General features: G+C 58.6%; 14 protein-coding genes. 2 read left to right on the top strand and 12 right to left on the bottom strand.

Going from position 1 to position 15,524, the window contains the following annotated elements; genetic code table 11:
* Window positions 1–277 precede the first annotated feature (277 nt).
* Window positions 278–2,563: an ATP-dependent Clp protease ATP-binding subunit ClpA gene (clpA, locus tag HPT27_RS12385; protein ID WP_172243782.1), complete on the bottom strand. Its 2,286-nt coding sequence runs from the start codon at window positions 2,561–2,563 to the stop codon at window positions 278–280.
* A gap of 152 nt (window positions 2,564–2,715) precedes the next feature.
* Window positions 2,716–3,036: an ATP-dependent Clp protease adapter ClpS gene (gene clpS / locus HPT27_RS12380; RefSeq protein WP_172245331.1), complete on the bottom strand. Its 321-nt coding sequence runs from the start codon at window positions 3,034–3,036 to the stop codon at window positions 2,716–2,718.
* Between the two features lie 351 nt (window positions 3,037–3,387).
* Between clpS and cspD the strand changes: the two genes are divergently transcribed.
* Both cspD and HPT27_RS12370 read left to right on the top strand, forming a co-directional pair.
* The gene (cspD, locus tag HPT27_RS12375; RefSeq protein WP_172243779.1) at window positions 3,388–3,618 is read left to right on the top strand and encodes a cold shock domain-containing protein CspD; all 231 of its coding nucleotides are present in this window, start codon (window positions 3,388–3,390) and stop codon (window positions 3,616–3,618) included.
* Between the two features lie 166 nt (window positions 3,619–3,784).
* Window positions 3,785–4,447, top strand: coding sequence for a pseudouridine synthase (locus HPT27_RS12370; protein ID WP_172243776.1), 663 nt, complete (start codon window positions 3,785–3,787; stop codon window positions 4,445–4,447).
* Window positions 4,448–4,463: 16 nt separating this feature from the next.
* Here HPT27_RS12370 and HPT27_RS12365 read toward each other — a convergent pair whose 3' ends face one another.
* From HPT27_RS12365 to moaC, 10 genes are all read right to left on the bottom strand, one after another.
* On the bottom strand, window positions 4,464–5,921 hold the full coding sequence (locus tag HPT27_RS12365) for a M81 family metallopeptidase (protein ID WP_172243773.1): 1,458 nt from the start codon (window positions 5,919–5,921) through the stop codon (window positions 4,464–4,466).
* 23 nt (window positions 5,922–5,944) lie between these two features.
* Complete coding sequence (locus HPT27_RS12360) at window positions 5,945–7,111, bottom strand: iron-containing alcohol dehydrogenase (protein WP_172243770.1); 1,167 nt, start codon at window positions 7,109–7,111, stop codon at window positions 5,945–5,947.
* A gap of 78 nt (window positions 7,112–7,189) precedes the next feature.
* Entirely contained in the window at window positions 7,190–8,578 is a 1,389-nt protein-coding gene (locus HPT27_RS12355; RefSeq protein WP_172243767.1) for an aldehyde dehydrogenase family protein, read from the bottom strand.
* A gap of 95 nt (window positions 8,579–8,673) precedes the next feature.
* Window positions 8,674–10,041 carry a glutamine synthetase family protein gene (locus HPT27_RS12350; protein WP_172243764.1) on the bottom strand — a complete coding sequence of 456 codons (1,368 nt, stop codon included), beginning with the start codon at window positions 10,039–10,041 and terminating at the stop codon, window positions 8,674–8,676.
* Window positions 10,042–10,177: 136 nt separating this feature from the next.
* Complete coding sequence (locus tag HPT27_RS12345) at window positions 10,178–11,695, bottom strand: amino acid permease (protein ID WP_172243761.1); 1,518 nt, start codon at window positions 11,693–11,695, stop codon at window positions 10,178–10,180.
* A gap of 328 nt (window positions 11,696–12,023) precedes the next feature.
* A complete protein-coding gene (locus HPT27_RS12340) occupies window positions 12,024–12,986 on the bottom strand; it encodes a LysR family transcriptional regulator (protein WP_172243758.1) in 963 nt (320 codons plus the stop codon).
* Window positions 12,987–13,059: 73 nt separating this feature from the next.
* Window positions 13,060–14,217: a 23S rRNA (uracil(747)-C(5))-methyltransferase RlmC gene (gene rlmC / locus HPT27_RS12335; RefSeq protein WP_211197941.1), complete on the bottom strand. Its 1,158-nt coding sequence runs from the start codon at window positions 14,215–14,217 to the stop codon at window positions 13,060–13,062.
* Window positions 14,214–14,693 (bottom strand): molybdenum cofactor biosynthesis protein MoaE, encoded by a 480-nt coding sequence (locus HPT27_RS12330; protein ID WP_172243755.1) that lies wholly within the window; start codon window positions 14,691–14,693, stop codon window positions 14,214–14,216. Before HPT27_RS12330 ends, rlmC begins: the two co-directional genes overlap by 4 nt.
* Before the next feature lie 2 nt (window positions 14,694–14,695).
* Window positions 14,696–14,950 (bottom strand): MoaD/ThiS family protein, encoded by a 255-nt coding sequence (locus HPT27_RS12325; RefSeq protein WP_172243752.1) that lies wholly within the window; start codon window positions 14,948–14,950, stop codon window positions 14,696–14,698.
* 62 nt (window positions 14,951–15,012) lie between these two features.
* A complete protein-coding gene (gene moaC / locus HPT27_RS12320) occupies window positions 15,013–15,498 on the bottom strand; it encodes a cyclic pyranopterin monophosphate synthase MoaC (protein WP_172243749.1) in 486 nt (161 codons plus the stop codon).
* Window positions 15,499–15,524: the final 26 nt, after the last annotated feature.

Below are 15,524 nucleotides of genomic sequence, written 5' to 3'. Positions count from 1 at the left end.
AATGACACCGCGCCTGGTAACGCAGGATTGCAGTAAAAAGGGGAAGCCTCGGCTTCCCCTTTTTCTTTCTGCGTTTTCCGCGGTTTTCTTTCTGCGTTTTCCCCGGCTAGGTTTTAGCGACCGCGTGCTGGCGTGGTTTCAGTGATCGCCTGAGGTCGGCTTGCTAGCGCAAGCTGGGCTCACCGCCGCTGGCAACCGCCTGCCCCATTTTGGCAAGAAAAAAGGGCGGGATTGCGGCCCGCCCATTCTTTCTATTGCACCAGCCTCAGGGCAACACTCAGGTCGCCTTGGCTTGCTCCAGTGCTGGCGCCGCCTTCTCGACGATGTCGAATGACAGCTTGTCATTCTCGATCATCACGTGCACTTCACCTCCGCGTGACAACTTGCCAAACAGCAACTCGTCCGCCAGCGGCTTGCGCAGCAAATCGCGAATGATGCGTGCCATCGGCCGGGCGCCCATGGTGCGGTCATAGCCTTTTTCGGCCAGCCAGGCGCGCGCCGCGGAATCCACTTCCAAACTGACGCCTTTGGCATCCAACTGCGCCTGCAGCTCAACGATGAACTTGTCGACCACCGACAGAATCACTTCCGGCGCTAGCGACTTGAACTGCACCACCGCATCCAGACGGTTACGGAATTCCGGACTGAACATCCGCTTGATGGCATCAAGACTGTCAACGCTGTGATCGTTCAGCGTGAAACCGATCGATGACTTGGCCATTTCTTCGGCGCCGGCATTGGTCGTCATGATGATGATCACATTGCGGAAGTCAGCCTTGCGGCCGTTGTTGTCGGTCAGCGTGCCGTGGTCCATCACCTGCAGCAGCAAGTTGAACACATCCGGATGCGCTTTCTCGATTTCGTCGAGCAGCAACACCGAGTGCGGATTCTTGCATACCGCTTCGGTCAGCAAGCCGCCCTGATCGTAACCGACATAGCCCGGAGGGGCGCCGATCAAACGGGAAACCGTATGCCGCTCCATGTATTCCGACATGTCAAACCGCAGCAGTTGCAAACCGAGAATGCGCGCCAACTGTTTGGTGACTTCGGTTTTGCCAACCCCGGTCGGACCGGCAAACAGGAATGAACCAACCGGTTTGTCTTCGGTGCCGAGACCCGAACGCGCCAACTTGATGGCATCGGCCAACTGCATGATGGCTTCGTCCTGACCGAACACCACGTTCTTCAGTGACTGACCCAGATTGCGCAAGGACTCGCGATCCGAGGTAGACACCGTCTTGGTCGGTACCCGGGCAATCTTGGACACGATGTCTTCGATCTCGTGCACGCCAATCACTTTCTTGCGCTTGGAAGGCGCCAGCAAACGTTGGCTCGCACCGGCCTCGTCAATGACGTCAATGGCTTTATCCGGCAATTGCCGATCATTGATGTATTTTGCCGACAGCTCTGCAGCTGCCTGCAATGCCGCTGGTGTATAGCGCACGCTGTGGTGCTTTTCGTAATGGGTTTTCAGGCCCTTGAGAATTTCAAAGGTTTCATCAATGGACGGTTCCAACACATCGATCTTCTGGAAGCGGCGTGCCAAGGCCCGATCTTTTTCAAAGATGCCACGGTATTCCTGGAACGTGGTCGAACCGATGCATTTGATCTCGCCCGACGCCAGCATTGGCTTGACCAGATTCGAGGCATCCATGACACCGCCGCTGGCAGCGCCGGCACCAATGATGGTGTGAATCTCGTCAATGAACAAAATGGCGTGCGGCTTTTCTTTCAGTTCTTTCAATACGGCTTTCAGACGCTTCTCGAAATCGCCGCGATACTTGGTGCCGGCCAGCAGTCCGCCCAGATCCAGCGAGAACACCACGCCGTCTTTCATCACGTCCGGTACTTCACCGTCGACAATGCGCCGGGCCAGACCTTCGGCAATGGCGGTTTTGCCGACCCCGGCTTCACCGACCAGCAATGGATTGTTCTTGCGGCGACGGCACAGCACCTGAATGGTGCGCTCCAGCTCGTGATGACGGCCGATCAGCGGATCGATCTTGCCTTGCTTGGCCAGCTCGTTGAGATTAGTGGCGAAGTTTTCCAGCGGCGTCCGACTGGCGTCGGTGCCACCTTCTTCCTCGGTATCGGCTTGCGGCTGCGGCGCGTCGCGCTCAGTGCCCGCCACTTTGGAAATGCCGTGCGAAATGTAATTGACCACATCCAGTCGCGACACCTGCTCTTGGTGCAGCAGATAAACCGCCTGTGATTCCTGCTCACTGAAAATCGCCACCAGTACATTGGCGCCGGTGACTTCTTTCTTGCCAGCCGATTGCACATGGAACACCGCACGCTGCAACACGCGCTGGAAACCCAGCGTGGGTTGGGTGTCACGACTCTCATCGTCATTGGGCAGTAGCGGGGTTGTCTCATCGACAAAATGCGCCAGCTCGCGGCGCAGCCGATCAACATTGGCACCACAGGCGCGCAACACGTTGACGGCGACCGCATTATCCAGCAGCGCCAGCAGCAAGTGCTCGACTGTCATGAACTCGTGGCGTTTTTCACGCGCCTGCTTGAACGCTTGATTAAGCGTCAACTCCAGATCTTTGCTCAGCATACGACCACCTCAGGCCTTATACGACAGACAACAGGCAAAAAGACCGAAAACAGCACATCATCCTTTTTAACATCCTGACTGCTTGCACGGCTCATCTGACGGATTACGGTTGGCTACGTTTCTCAACAAAATGACGCTCGGTTCAGCGCCGCTCAGGTTGCTTCGATCGTGCACTGCAAAGGATGCTGGTTCGCTTTCGCGTACTCCACCACTTGCATGGCCTTGGTCTCAGCTATCTCGAATCGGTACACGCCACAAATGCCACGGCCGTCAAAATGCACCTGCAACATCACTTTGACTGCCTGCTCCTGATTCATGGCAAAAAACTTGTTCAGTACCTCGACGACAAAGTCCATCGGGGTGAAATCATCATTCAGCATGACCACTTTGAACATGCGCGGCGGTTTGACCTGGGGCTCGGCCGGCGCAACCTCGACGGTATGCTGTTCAATTGGCAGCGGCGTCGTACTCATGGTGTAAGCGTAGTCCACTGTGGACACTTCGGAATTACCTCGTTTATTGGGAGCAATCTAACATATTCAAGCGCCATGCCTTGTATTCGCGCGTCTCGCACGGATTTGTTCAAAAAACGTGCCTGGATGTAGTGTTTTGTAATCCCTCTCTTGTCTTGACAAACAGTTGAACGCGTGTCCACTATTCGTCTGCCCTGCCCTGTTGTCCGGGACGGATGCCCCAGTATTTTCTGCGCGGGGGTCAAGCCGGGTTGCTGTCACATTTCCAGCACTCGATGACCGACGTTCAGGTGGGGAACTCGCTCGAGGAGCAGCCAGCATCTCCTGTTAGCTATGAGAAGGAAGTCAGGTATGGCTTATGGCACGGTGAAGTGGTTCAACAACGCAAAGGGCTACGGCTTCATTCGTCCGACCGAGGGCGGTGATGACGTGTTTGTGCACTACTCAACGATCGACATGGATGGCTACAAGAGTCTCAAGGCCGGCCAGGAAGTGTCTTTCGATGTCACGCAGGGCCCGAAAGGTCTGCACGCCACCAATATTGAACCGGGTAGCGGCAAGACCGACAAGAAAGAACTCTGAGTCTTTCTTGGTTTTTATTACAAGCACTGCACACAAATTTGAAAAAGGGCGCCAGCAGGCGCCCTTTTCTTTGCCACCGTTTTGCAATTACGCTTGAAAATCAGTGGCTCACATTCTGGTCTGGCCAGAACGGCCTGACAAGCCCCGGCGGCGCTCTGCCCTTGCTATGCTAGGCGGCAATAGCGACCGCAACGCCAACAACACCATCAGCACGGCCAGCGAACCCGGTAACCGGGACAAACGCCGCCCCGCTCACGACCACATCGGACACCCAGCCTTGAGTCAGCTCATTCTGTTCAACAAACCGTTTGGTGTGATCTGCCAGTTCAGCACCGACGGTTCCGGCAAGCCGACCCTGAAGGACTTTATCCCGGTTCCCGAGGTTTACCCGGCCGGCCGGCTGGACACCGACAGCGAAGGCCTGCTGCTGCTGACCGACGACGGCATCCTGCAAGCCCGGATCAGCTCGCCCAAATTCAAGCTGCCAAAGACCTACTGGGCCCAGGTTGAAGGCGAGCTGACCGATGAGGCGCTGGCCCGCCTGCGCGCCGGCATTACCCTCAATGACGGCCCCTGCCGGGCTGCCGCGGCCGAGCGACTGGCCGAACCCACGCTGTGGCCGCGTGACCCGCCGGTCCGCTTCCGCAAGCACATTCCCACCAGCTGGCTGAGCCTGACCATCACCGAAGGCCGCAATCGTCAGGTGCGACGGATGACTGCCGCGGTGGGTTTTCCGACCTTGCGGCTGGTGCGCGCCCGCATCGGAGACTGGCAGCTGGATGACTTGCAGCCGGGCCAGTGGCGAAAAATCGACGGGCCGATTCGCTGAGCCGAAACGCAGGCACTCAAGCCGGCGTCACTCCGGGTCGCAGCCGGCGATACGCCAGCGTCGACAAATCGGCGGTGTTACAGCCCGGCGTCACGGTGATCAGGATCTCGCTGGCAATCGACTCGAAATCGGCCCGGAAATGCACCGAGCTTTTCAGGATCAGCACCCGCTGCTGCGCCGGCTCGATACCGAGATGCCGCAGCATGGCCTGATCGGCGGCTTGCTGTTTGCGCGAGCTGACCAGCAGCTGCAGGCCCTGATACGACAAGCGCGCCATCAAACCGAGCGCCATGTGGCTGCCGCGATAAAACGGCCCGGTCGCGGCAAATTTGCCATCGCCCAGTGCTTCAACGCGCACGCGCGCCGTCAGTGGCGGCCCTGATCCCAGATTGTGTTTGGCACCGAGGCTCACCTCCAGCTCGGCGCCCACGCCGGCCGCATGCGCCTGCGCGGCGACCGCCGGATCATGAATCAACCCCATGCATGCAGAGCCGGCCTGTTGCCGCAGCCACTCATGCACCAGTTGCGTGCCATCACTGTCACCGCCGCCGCCAGGATTGTCCTGCGTTTCCGCGAGAATCATGAGCCCATTCTTGTGATGCTGCGCCGCTCGTTGCACCGCCGCCGGCAGCGACCATAACTCGCCACGAAACGCCGGTCGTGCCGCCAGCCAGAGATCTCGCAAACGATCCGCACCAGTTTCAGCCGCACGCGACTCACTCGCATACACCAATAGCGACGGTCCACAATCCGGCACATCGGCCAAAGGAAAACCGGGCGCACATTCGGCCGACCACACGTCACTCGACATGCGCAACAATTGCTGTTGCAACTCGCGCATCGGCGCAATCGATGTGCATTGCCAGGGCAATGACACCAGAAACGGCAATTGCCGCCAGGCACAAACGCAGCGCTCGCCGTTCAGCAAGCGCTGCAATATCTGGGCGGCACGAGCGCCCGTCTCGGCCATATCGACATGCGGATAACTGCGATACACCAGCATCACGCTGGCGTGCTCGACCATGGCCGCAGAAATGTTGGCGTGAAAATCCAGCGTCGCCACAATGGGAATATCGCCAACGACATGACGAATGCGCCGCAGCCACTCGCCCTCGCCATCTTCAACATGTTCAGCGACCATGGCGCCATGCAGATCCAGAAACAGCGCATCAAGCGGCAACGCCTGACTAAGCTCCGCCTCGGTCCACTGCCACAGCGTTTCGTAAGCTTCGCGCGTAACCAGACCGCTGGGGCCACAGGAAGCCCAGAGCAAGCCTTGCAACGAGTGTTGATTGGCCATGGCCGCGACAAAACCGGCGGTCGCCAGATTGATGCCGGCGGTTTCAGTCAGCACCGCTTGGCCGCGCAGCAATCCGGGCCAAGCATCGGCCTCGATAAAATCGGCTAGCGTTGCCCGGCTTTGGGCAAAGGTATTGGTTTCGTGCAGAAAACCGGCGACACCGATTCGGGCCACGCCCAGAGCACTCCGCCCGGCGCTTACAGCAAGCCGACCACGGCATGCCGACAGAGCTCGGCATACTGGGCGGCGGTGAACGGAATCGGATTGGTGCCAGCGGACGGATCGGCTACCGCCATTTTGCCGATGCGTTCCAGTTGTGCCTCATCAATTCCGAGCGCCGTCAGCGTGTGTGGAATACCAACCTCCTCGCGCAATTGCAGAATGAAATCGAGAAAGCTTGTGAACGACGGCGTTGGCAAATCGAGATAACGTGCGAGGGCGGTGATGCGCTCGGCAATCACGCTCTCATTGGCTTTCAACACATAAGGCATCAGCACCGCGTTCAACATGCCGTGATGCGCGTCATACACGGCACCGAGCGGATGCGCCAGCGCATGCATGGCGCCGAGGCCACGTTGAAATGCTGTTGCGCCCATGGTGGACGCCACCAGCATGTGCAGACGCGCCGGCAAATTGCCGCCTTCGCGCACGGCGATCGGCAACCATTGTTTGACCAGATGCATGCCTTCCACGGCAACACCCACCGCCATAGGATGAAAAAACGGCGAGCAATAGGCCTCCAGACTGTGTGACAACGCATCCATGCCCGTGGCAGCGGTTAGCTTGGCAGGCAATCCGGCGGTGACTTCCGGATCCAAAATCACCAGCGGCGGCATCACTTTCGGGTGAAAGATCAAACGTTTCAGTTGCGCCGCTTCATCGGTAATGACAGATACCCGGCCGACTTCCGAGCCGGTGCCCGCAGTAGTCGGCACCGCGATAACCGGCGCCATACCAGCGACATTGACTCGCGTCCAGTTGTCGCCGACATCTTCAAAATCCCACAGTGGCCGCTGCTGTCCGACCATCAACGCGATTGCTTTGCCGGCATCGAGCGCACTGCCACCACCGAAGGCGATCACACCGTCATGACGGCCCGCTTTGAAGGCGGCCACACCGTCTTCAACATTGCGCCCGGTCGGATTGCCTTTGATTTTGCTGAACAGCTCGGCGCGCAAGCCGGCGTCAACCAGCATTTGCCGGGCGTCACCGATCACTGGCAACGCCGCTAGACCAGGGTCCGTTACGATCAGCGGCGCTTTCATCGCCATCGCGTGGCAATGCTGCGGCAGTTCGCGCAAGCGACCGGTGCCGACCTTGACGGCGGTGGGATAATTCCAGCTGACCCAATCCGATTGACTCATAGCATCCTCACGCGTTATTCGGGCCTACCGTAAGCAGCCGCGTTCATTGCTGCGCAATCACCACCATGCCGGTGGCAATCACAGCGCAAACTTCAGATGGTAGGATTTTGGCCGGGTCAAAAACTCGTAACCAATCTGCGACAGGGTACCGCCACGGCCGCTGTGCTTGACGCCGGTCCAGGTCAAGGCCGGATCCAGATAGTCACAGCGATTCATGAAAACCGTTCCAGTTTCCAGCGCGTCGCCGAGCCGCCGTGCCAGCTCCAGATCCTTGGTGAATATTGACGCGGTCAGGCCATAGGCTGAGTCATTCATCAGGGCAAGGGCCTCCTGCTCATCGCGCACTTTCATGATGCCAACCACGGGGCCAAAGCATTCTTCTTTCATCAGCCCCATGCTGTGGTTGACGTCGGCAAACATTTGCGGCGCAACGTAGGCGGTACCGACTTTGGCTGCGGTAAAGCGTGATTCATCCAGCAAGGGTTTGCCGCCCTGCTTGCGGGTCTCGGCAATGACTCGCCGAATATCGTCAGCGGCTTTGCTTCGCACCACCGGCCCCAAGGTGGTTTCCAGCTGCAAGGGATCACCAAGCTGATATTGCGCTGTCAACGCCGCCGCGCGTTCGATAAACGCGTCATAGCGCGAAGCATGAACATAGATACGCTGTATGCCGCAGCAGGATTGCCCTGAATTAAACATGGCGCCATCAACCAGTGTATCGACCGCATGATCGAGCGCGGCATCGGCATGAACATAAGCCGGATCGCAGCCACCGAGCTCCAGACCGACACCGATGAATCGTCCGGCAGCCGCCTGCTCGACCGCCGCACCACCGGCAACCGATCCGGTGAACGCGACAAAGCCGATACGTGAATCGCGAATGATTTTCTGGGTGTCTTCGTGGGACAGATGCAAAAACTGAATCAGGCCAGCAGGAGCGCCAGCCGCTTCAAACGCTGCGACAATGCGTTCGGCACAGAGCGGCGTCTGCGCCGAGTGCTTGATCAGCACCGTGTTGCCGGACATGAATGCCGGCACGATGGCGTTGACGGCAGTCAGCAGCGGGTAATTCCACGGTGCAACTACCAACACGACGCCGACCGGTTCGCGCTTGATGTAGCGATCAAAACCCTCGATGGGTTCCGGTCGAACCGGCGCCAACGCCGACTCGGCAATCGCAATCATGTGCCGGGCGCGGATTTCGAAGCCATTGACCTCATTCGGCGTATAACGCAGGGGACGGCCAATCTGCAGGGTAATTTCACGGGCAATGTCGGCCTTGTTGGCGACAAAGGCATCGACCGCGCGCCGACACAGCGCTGCCCGCTCGGCAATGGAGGTCTGTCGCCATTGCTGCTGGGCACGCTTGGCCAGGCTCAAGGCGTCATCGATCTGCGCCGCTGTCGCCAGCGGCCTGCGAACGCAAATGCTGCCGTCGATGGGGCTAATGGTGAGTTGCTCAGTCATGGTCCTGTCCTGATCGGAATGGCTGCCATCTGTGTCTTCGCGCAGCGATGCAGTTGTGCTTCACCCATTTAAAACACTCAATACTTCAATGCAGCTCAGATAATCTCGAAATAGCGCGCCAGCTCCCAGTCGGTAATGTGGCGACGAAACTCGCGCTCCTCCCACTCCCGGGTCGCGGCAAAATGTTCGACAAAGGCATCACCGAAAGTTTGCCGGGCAGCAGCAGAAGCTTTCAGACGCTGCGCGGAATCCCACAGCGTGCGCGGCAATTGAAGCGCCTCTGGAAATTGCATGGCGTAAGCGTTGCCTCGAACAATCGGCTCCGGTTCCCAACCCTGTTCAATTCCGTGGAGTCCAGAGCCGAGCGCGGCCGCCAACGCGATATAGGGATTGGCGTCTGCCGATCCGATGCGCACTTCCAGCCGCTGCGATTTGTCCGAACCCGGAATGACCCGGAGCGCGGTCGTGCGATTTTCAATGCCCCAGGTCGCATCGGTCGGCGCCCAGAAGCCGGGAATCAAGCGCGAATAGCTGTTGACCGTTTGCGCGTACAACACCAGCCATTCCGGCAACAGGCGCTGCACGCCGGCGAGAAACTGGCGCGCCAGCAGACTTTGTTTGTGCTCGGCACCCGCGTCATAAAACGCCGACTTGCCGGTCTTCTTGTCAAGCAAACTGACGTGGATATGGCCGCTCTGACCGGGATATTGATTCGACCACTTGGCCATGAACGTCGCCATCAGGCCGTTGCGCTGGGCCAGCACTTTGCAAAAGGTCTTGAACAACGCCGCTTTGTCACCCATGCGTTCGGCAAGATCAACCTGCAATGCCGCTTCCAGCACGCCGGGACCGGTTTCGGTATGCAGGCCTTCAATCGGAATGTCCATCTGCTGAAAGACCGTCATCAGCTCGTGATAGAACTCAGCATTGACCGAACTGCGCATGACCGAATAGCCGAAGAAGCCCGGCGTCCATGGCTGCAGGTTGCGATAGCCCTTTTCGCGCACCGATTGCGGGGTTTCATCAAAAACAAAGAACTCATACTCCAATGCTGCCAGCGCATCGAAGCCCATGGCATCGGCTTTCTTCAGTACCCGCTGCAACTGTGCCCGCGGACAAATAGCTTCTCCCGCGCCGTCGAACTCGCAGAGGAAAAACAGCGTGTCCTCGAATGGCAGCTCGCGGCAGGTATGCGGCAGGATCCTGACCATCGCATCGGGATAGGCGGTATGCCAGCCAGTGAACTTGACGTTGTCGTAGAGTTGGTCGTTGCTGTCCCAGCCGAGCACGACATCGCAAAAACCGAAGCCGGAATCGAGCGCGGAAATGAACTTGTCCTTGATCAGGTATTTGCCACGCAGGATACCGTCGATATCAACGACACCTACCTTGACATGACTCAGACCGCGCTCTTCCACCAGCTTGATCGCGTCGGCTTTGGTTTTGACATCCTTTGCTTGCATGCGAGCTCCAGTGGCGGGGCAACCATTGCCCCGCCGGTCAGGCAAGAACCGTTTCAGTGAGCAACTTTTTCAATGAAACCCTGTTTCAGTGAAAACCCGTCTTATCAAACCACAGTCGTGATAAACTCCAATCGGCTCAATGCTGCTCGTAAGCGGCCTTGCCGCCGGACAGCGCAAATTTCTCTTCCGGCGACAGCACCAGCCGATGCCGGCCAAACAGCGCGAAATAACTGATCCCGAGTGCATACCAGATGGCGGCGCCATAGACCCCTTTCTGATAGACCGGGTCCAGCAACTGGAAGTACACAGTGACACCGGCAATGACAAACGTCAGAGCGGCACCAACAACGCCCAAAGGACTGCGATACGGCCGCTCGATGTGCGGGAACTTGCTGCGCAAACGAATGAACGAGGCAGACTGCATCATGTAGGAGAACATCGCGCCAAATACCGCCATGTTCAGCAAAGTGCCGCCAATGAATGCCCCACCCGCTTCCCCGGCAATCGACCATGTGATCATCAGGACGGTCAGACCCATGATGGCGCCGGTAATCAGCGCGACGTGCGGCGTTTTGCGACTGCCATGAGTCAGCGACAGAAACTCGGGCAGATAGCCGGCCCGTGACAGCGAATAAATCTGCCGGCCATAGGCAAAGATGATGGTGTGGAAACTGGCGATCAGTCCGATCACCGCAAACAGTGACAGCACCTTGGCAATCTCACTGCCATATATGGTCCGGAAGCCATCCAGCAACGGTTCACCGGAGGTCGACAAACCAAACGCACCCGGCGCCACGCTGGTATTCAGGAACAGGATCATGAAAGCGGAGAAAATCAGGGTGAAAATGCCGAGAATGAGTCCTTTCGGCATATCGCGTTTCGGGTCGATGCTTTCTTCTGCGGCCAATGGCAGCTGCTCAATGGCCAGGAACAACCACACAGCAAAAGGCAGACAGCCCAAGGCGCCGGCCAAACCAAATGGCAGCCAGTCACCACCACCGCCTTCCAGCAGTACGGCTTTGCCATCCGGACCAACGCCGATGTTCAGCGCTTGCTCGCTGAAATTTGCCACCGGCAGCGCACTGACCCAATACAGGGCCAGCACCGCCAGCGCCATCAACGTCACGACCAGCGAAACGCGGAACGAAAGCTCAACGGCAATCAAATTCAGGCCGACAAACACCACATAGCAACCGACCCACCAGACCGGCTGGAACGATGGCGCTGTTTCAAAAATGCTGCCGAGATAGGAACCGATGAAAAATACGATGACCGCCGGCGTCAGGACAAATTCGATATTTTCGGCCAGGCCAGTAATGAAGCCACCCCACGGCCCCATCGCGGTGCGGGCAAACGAATAGGCGCCACCGGTGTGCGGCAAGGCCGGCGACATTTCGGCAATGCTGAAACAAAGGCCGAGATACATGATGGTAATGAGCACCGTAGCGATCAACATGCCACCAAAACCGCCGGACGCGAAACCCAGATTCCAGCCGGAAAAATGGCCCGAGATCACCGCGCCCACTCCAAGCGCCCACAACGACCAGACACCGGCATAGCGGCGCAGACCGCGCTTTTCAAAATACGAGGAATCTTTTTTGCGGTAGCTGACGCTGCCGTGCTTTTGTTGATCAGATTGTTGCTGGTCTGCCATGACAGCCTCCGTACTGATACGGGATCAGACGGTGGCAAAGAACAACGTGCGCAGCCACGCATCGGATCGCTTTATCGTTATCGGTTCGTGCTTACAGCCATAAATAGGGGCTCAAGCTACGCCACAAACTGCGATCGCATCTGCGGGGAATGCTGACCTGTGACAAGTCACTCCCTGCGCCGCCGGTAGACTATGGAAACAGCCCCTCCAGACTGGCAAGCAGTATCTGAACGGCTAATCCTGAATATCAGTCTAGCTAATTGATCCGGCTTGGCCAGCACGAGGGCCATGGCGGTGGACATCATCCCCGGCGCAGGTTCGAACCCGCTCAACCGGGGCCCAGGCGCAGGCTCGGCAGCAGCCAGGGCATGTGTTCCTGCAAGGCCGGCAACATCCGCTGCCGCAACAAGGCCACGCTGTCTTCCGCCAGCTCTCGCGGCAAACTGCCGAGCTCATGCTGCCGCGCCGTCAGGGTCAACTCGCGGTAAAACTCGCCTTCGGGGATCGGAAAAAACTGCACGTCGTTACCGCCGAGACCACTTTGCAGCAGGCACAGCGGCGTCGTGATGGCAAAGCCGGCACCGGCCTTGACCAGGGAAAAAATGGCGTAGGAATTGTCGAGCTGCAAGCGCAGTGGCGGCCGGATATTCCAGCTCTGCAATTGCGCTTCGATACGCTGACCAATGACCGTGCCCTGACTGTAGCGAACAAAGTCGAGCGCGCCGGCCAATTGCTTCAGGCTATTCAGCGGACCATTGAATTGCCGCGGCAGGACCAGCACGAACGGTTCCCGCAACAGGCGCAGCTGATACCAATCGACGTGCGCGGCCGGGCTGTCATCCGACATGATGATGTCGGCTTCGCGATTGCGCAGCAACTCGGCATGACGATGCGATTGACCGGTAATCATGGACCAGTGCGCCGCGCGAAATTTGACGGCATTGATCAGATCGACACCGATACTGGTGGCGAGCGAATCGACCAATGCGATGCGAACCAATGCCAACGGCGTGGCTTGCGGCTGGCGAAATTCGCGGCTGACGGCCTGCGCCTGCGCCAACAGCAAGCTGGCGCGAGCATAAAACTCCCGACCCAACGGCGTCAGCACTGGCGGTCGCAATGACCGGTCCAGCAACTGCACTTTCAGCGATTGTTCCAGTGCGGCCAGCGTTTGTGACACCGACGACTGGGTGATGCCAAGTCGTTGCCCGGCCGCCGTCATGCCGCCGGTTTCGACAATCGCCGCAAAAACTTCCAATGCTTTCAGATCAAAGCCAAGACCGTTTTCCATACGCGCTTGTCCAGAGCCGGATGTTCGTCGCCGCTAATACGAGCGGTTACCGGATCATCGTACCTGAAAAAACTCAGCGCTTGGCAAGTCGAAGCTGCACCAGGGTTTCGTAGTGGCTGGTATGCGGGAACATATCGAAGAGCTGTACCCGCTGCAGTTGATAGTTCGGCAGCAGGGCCAGATCGCGTGCCAGTGATTCGGCATTGCAACTGGAATAAATTAGATGTTGCGGCGCCGTCGCCTGCAGCCAGCGGCAAATATCAGGGCCGATGCCGCGGCGCGGCGGATTGACCAGCACCAGATCCGGTGCGCTCGCTTCGCCGTCGACAAATCCTGCGGCATCGAGCGCGGCAAAACGGACCTGAGTCAGACCCATTTCCCGCGCCGAGCGCTCGGCACAGGCAATGGCCTCGGCTTCTCGCTCGATGCCGGTCAGGGCAATGTCCTTGTCGACACAATGCAGACCAAAACCGCCAACGCCACAGAACAGATCCCATACCGATTTCAGCGGCAACTCGCGGGCCCACTGCCGCACGCGCGCGTACAACTGGGCGGCCACCGCCGGATTGGTCTGGAAAAAACTCTTGGGCCGCAAGTACAGCGGCACATCATTGAGCTGATCGTACAATTCCTGTTGCTCGGTCAGCATGATCTCCTGATCGCCTTCCAGCACCGCCATGTGCAGCGGCTGCAGGTTGACCGACGCCACCTTGAGCTGCGGTAACTGCGCCCGCAAGACCGGTAAATGCTTGCGGATGATGTCGAGACAGGCACGTGAGCGCAGGACAAAGCGCAGCATGATGCCGCCATCGGCATGGCTGCGGTTGATCAGCAGATATTTCAGCTCACCGCGGCGCTCACTGATGCGGTAAGGCTCAAGATTCGCCAACCGGATGAAATCAATCAGCGCCGTGAATACCGGCCGCAACGGCTGCGGATAAAGCGGACAGGCTTGCAAATCCACCCCGCTACCCTGCTCGTCAATAATGCCAAGAACCGGATCGGCGGCGGTGCCGCTGATCACCATTTTGGCGCGGTTGCGAAACTGCGCCAGTGGACTGGCAACGGCAGGTAGCCAATCGGTTTGCTCGCCCACTTGCGACGCCAATAACTGGCGCAGCTCGGCGTCCTTGCGCTGCAATTGTTCTGGATAGGGTAATTCAAGCCAGCCACAGGAACGGCAGCGCGCGGATTGATAATCGGCACAGGCAATGGCGAGTGGCAGCGTCATTGCGCTGGCGGCTCTGCTTGCTGCCAGGCCGCAACCGATGCGTTATCGGCCGACGTCGGTTCCAGCCAGCGACTGCCGTCTGCGCGCTGCTCCTGCTTCCACAACACGGCGCGCGTCTTCAATTGATCAGCGAGATATGCGCAAGCGGTCAACGCTTCCCGGCGGTGGCTGCTGGCAACGCCGACATAGACAATTTGCTCGCCCGGCAACAACCGGCCAACGCGATGCACCAGCACAACGCCCAGCAAGGGCCAACGGGCGCTAGCCTCGTCTGCCAGCAGCTGCATGCTGTGCTCGGTCATGCCCGGATAATGCTGCAGGCACAGCGCCTGCACCTCATCATCGGTACGGACAAGACCGACAAAGGTCGCCACGGCGCCAACCGCGCCAGCTTGCTGATAAAGGGTTTTGGTCAGGGCGCCCGCATCAAAATCGGCGTCATGAACGGCTACGTGGACGGGACAGTGCTCGGCCATGTTCAGCCCCCCGTGACCGGCGGCAGAAAAGCGAGTTCATCATCGTCCGCAATCGGGCTGGAAATTTTGCCGAGCCGCTGATTGACCGCAATCATGAGGCCGCGCCGCAGATCCAGTTGCTTAGCCACATTGGAATGACTGACGTGCAATCCAGCCATCACATCGTGCACAGTTCGCCAGTCGGCCACCCAGTCGAGCTGCAACTCGGCAACACCGACCTGCTCAGCCAAACTGCCAAAAAAAAGCACCCGCAGCATTCATCCGTCCTCTTGCCAGGCTTCAGCACCGGATCTGATTGATCCGCGTGCTTGATTGCATGCTATGCCTTGTCACTTGCAACAAAATCGCCGGAACGGCCGCCGCGCTTCTCGACCACGCGAACACCATCAATGCGCATATGCTTGTCGATGGCTTTGCACATATCGTAAATGGTCAATGCGGCGACACTGGCCGCGGTCAAGGCTTCCATTTCAACGCCAGTGTTGGCACGAACATGGCAACTCGCGCGGATGACCACGCAATGGCGATCCGTATCCAGCTGAAATGACAAATCGACACCAGACAGCGGCAAGCTGTGACAGAGCGGAATCAGTTCGGCGCAGCGCTTGGCCGCCATCACTCCGGCCACATGTGCCGTGGTCAGGACATTGCCTTTCGGCAACTCGCCTGCCGCCAGTGCCGCCAGTGTTGCCGGCAGCATATGCACTTCGGCAACGGCAACCGCCAGCCGATCGGTTACCGGTTTATCGCCGACATCGACCATGCGGATACGGCCTTGCTCATCGAGATGACTAAATCCGCTCATATTGCACCTGACATGCGTTAGCGTGG

This window comes from Permianibacter fluminis (assembly GCF_013179735.1).
Lineage (GTDB): Bacteria > Pseudomonadota > Gammaproteobacteria > Enterobacterales > Permianibacteraceae > Permianibacter > Permianibacter fluminis.
Note: the sequence above shows the minus strand (reverse complement) of the source record. Positions and strands in the feature narration are given on the sequence as shown.

Coding starts and splice junctions, on each gene's coding strand:
- clpA (WP_172243782.1), bottom strand. CDS start 2,563: ATGCTGAGCAAAGATCTGGAGTTGACGCTTAATCAAGCGTTCAAGCAG.
- clpS (WP_172245331.1), bottom strand. CDS start 3,036: ATGAGTACGACGCCGCTGCCAATTGAACAGCATACCGTCGAGGTTGCG.
- cspD (WP_172243779.1), top strand. CDS start 3,388: ATGGCTTATGGCACGGTGAAGTGGTTCAACAACGCAAAGGGCTACGGC.
- HPT27_RS12370 (WP_172243776.1), top strand. CDS start 3,785: ATGCTAGGCGGCAATAGCGACCGCAACGCCAACAACACCATCAGCACG.
- HPT27_RS12360 (WP_172243770.1), bottom strand. CDS start 7,111: ATGAGTCAATCGGATTGGGTCAGCTGGAATTATCCCACCGCCGTCAAG.
- HPT27_RS12355 (WP_172243767.1), bottom strand. CDS start 8,578: ATGACTGAGCAACTCACCATTAGCCCCATCGACGGCAGCATTTGCGTT.
- HPT27_RS12350 (WP_172243764.1), bottom strand. CDS start 10,041: ATGCAAGCAAAGGATGTCAAAACCAAAGCCGACGCGATCAAGCTGGTG.
- HPT27_RS12345 (WP_172243761.1), bottom strand. CDS start 11,695: ATGGCAGACCAGCAACAATCTGATCAACAAAAGCACGGCAGCGTCAGC.
- HPT27_RS12340 (WP_172243758.1), bottom strand. CDS start 12,986: ATGGAAAACGGTCTTGGCTTTGATCTGAAAGCATTGGAAGTTTTTGCG.
- rlmC (WP_211197941.1), bottom strand. CDS start 14,217: ATGACGCTGCCACTCGCCATTGCCTGTGCCGATTATCAATCCGCGCGC.
- HPT27_RS12330 (WP_172243755.1), bottom strand. CDS start 14,693: ATGGCCGAGCACTGTCCCGTCCACGTAGCCGTTCATGACGCCGATTTT.
- HPT27_RS12325 (WP_172243752.1), bottom strand. CDS start 14,950: ATGCTGCGGGTGCTTTTTTTTGGCAGTTTGGCTGAGCAGGTCGGTGTT.
- moaC (WP_172243749.1), bottom strand. CDS start 15,498: ATGAGCGGATTTAGTCATCTCGATGAGCAAGGCCGTATCCGCATGGTC.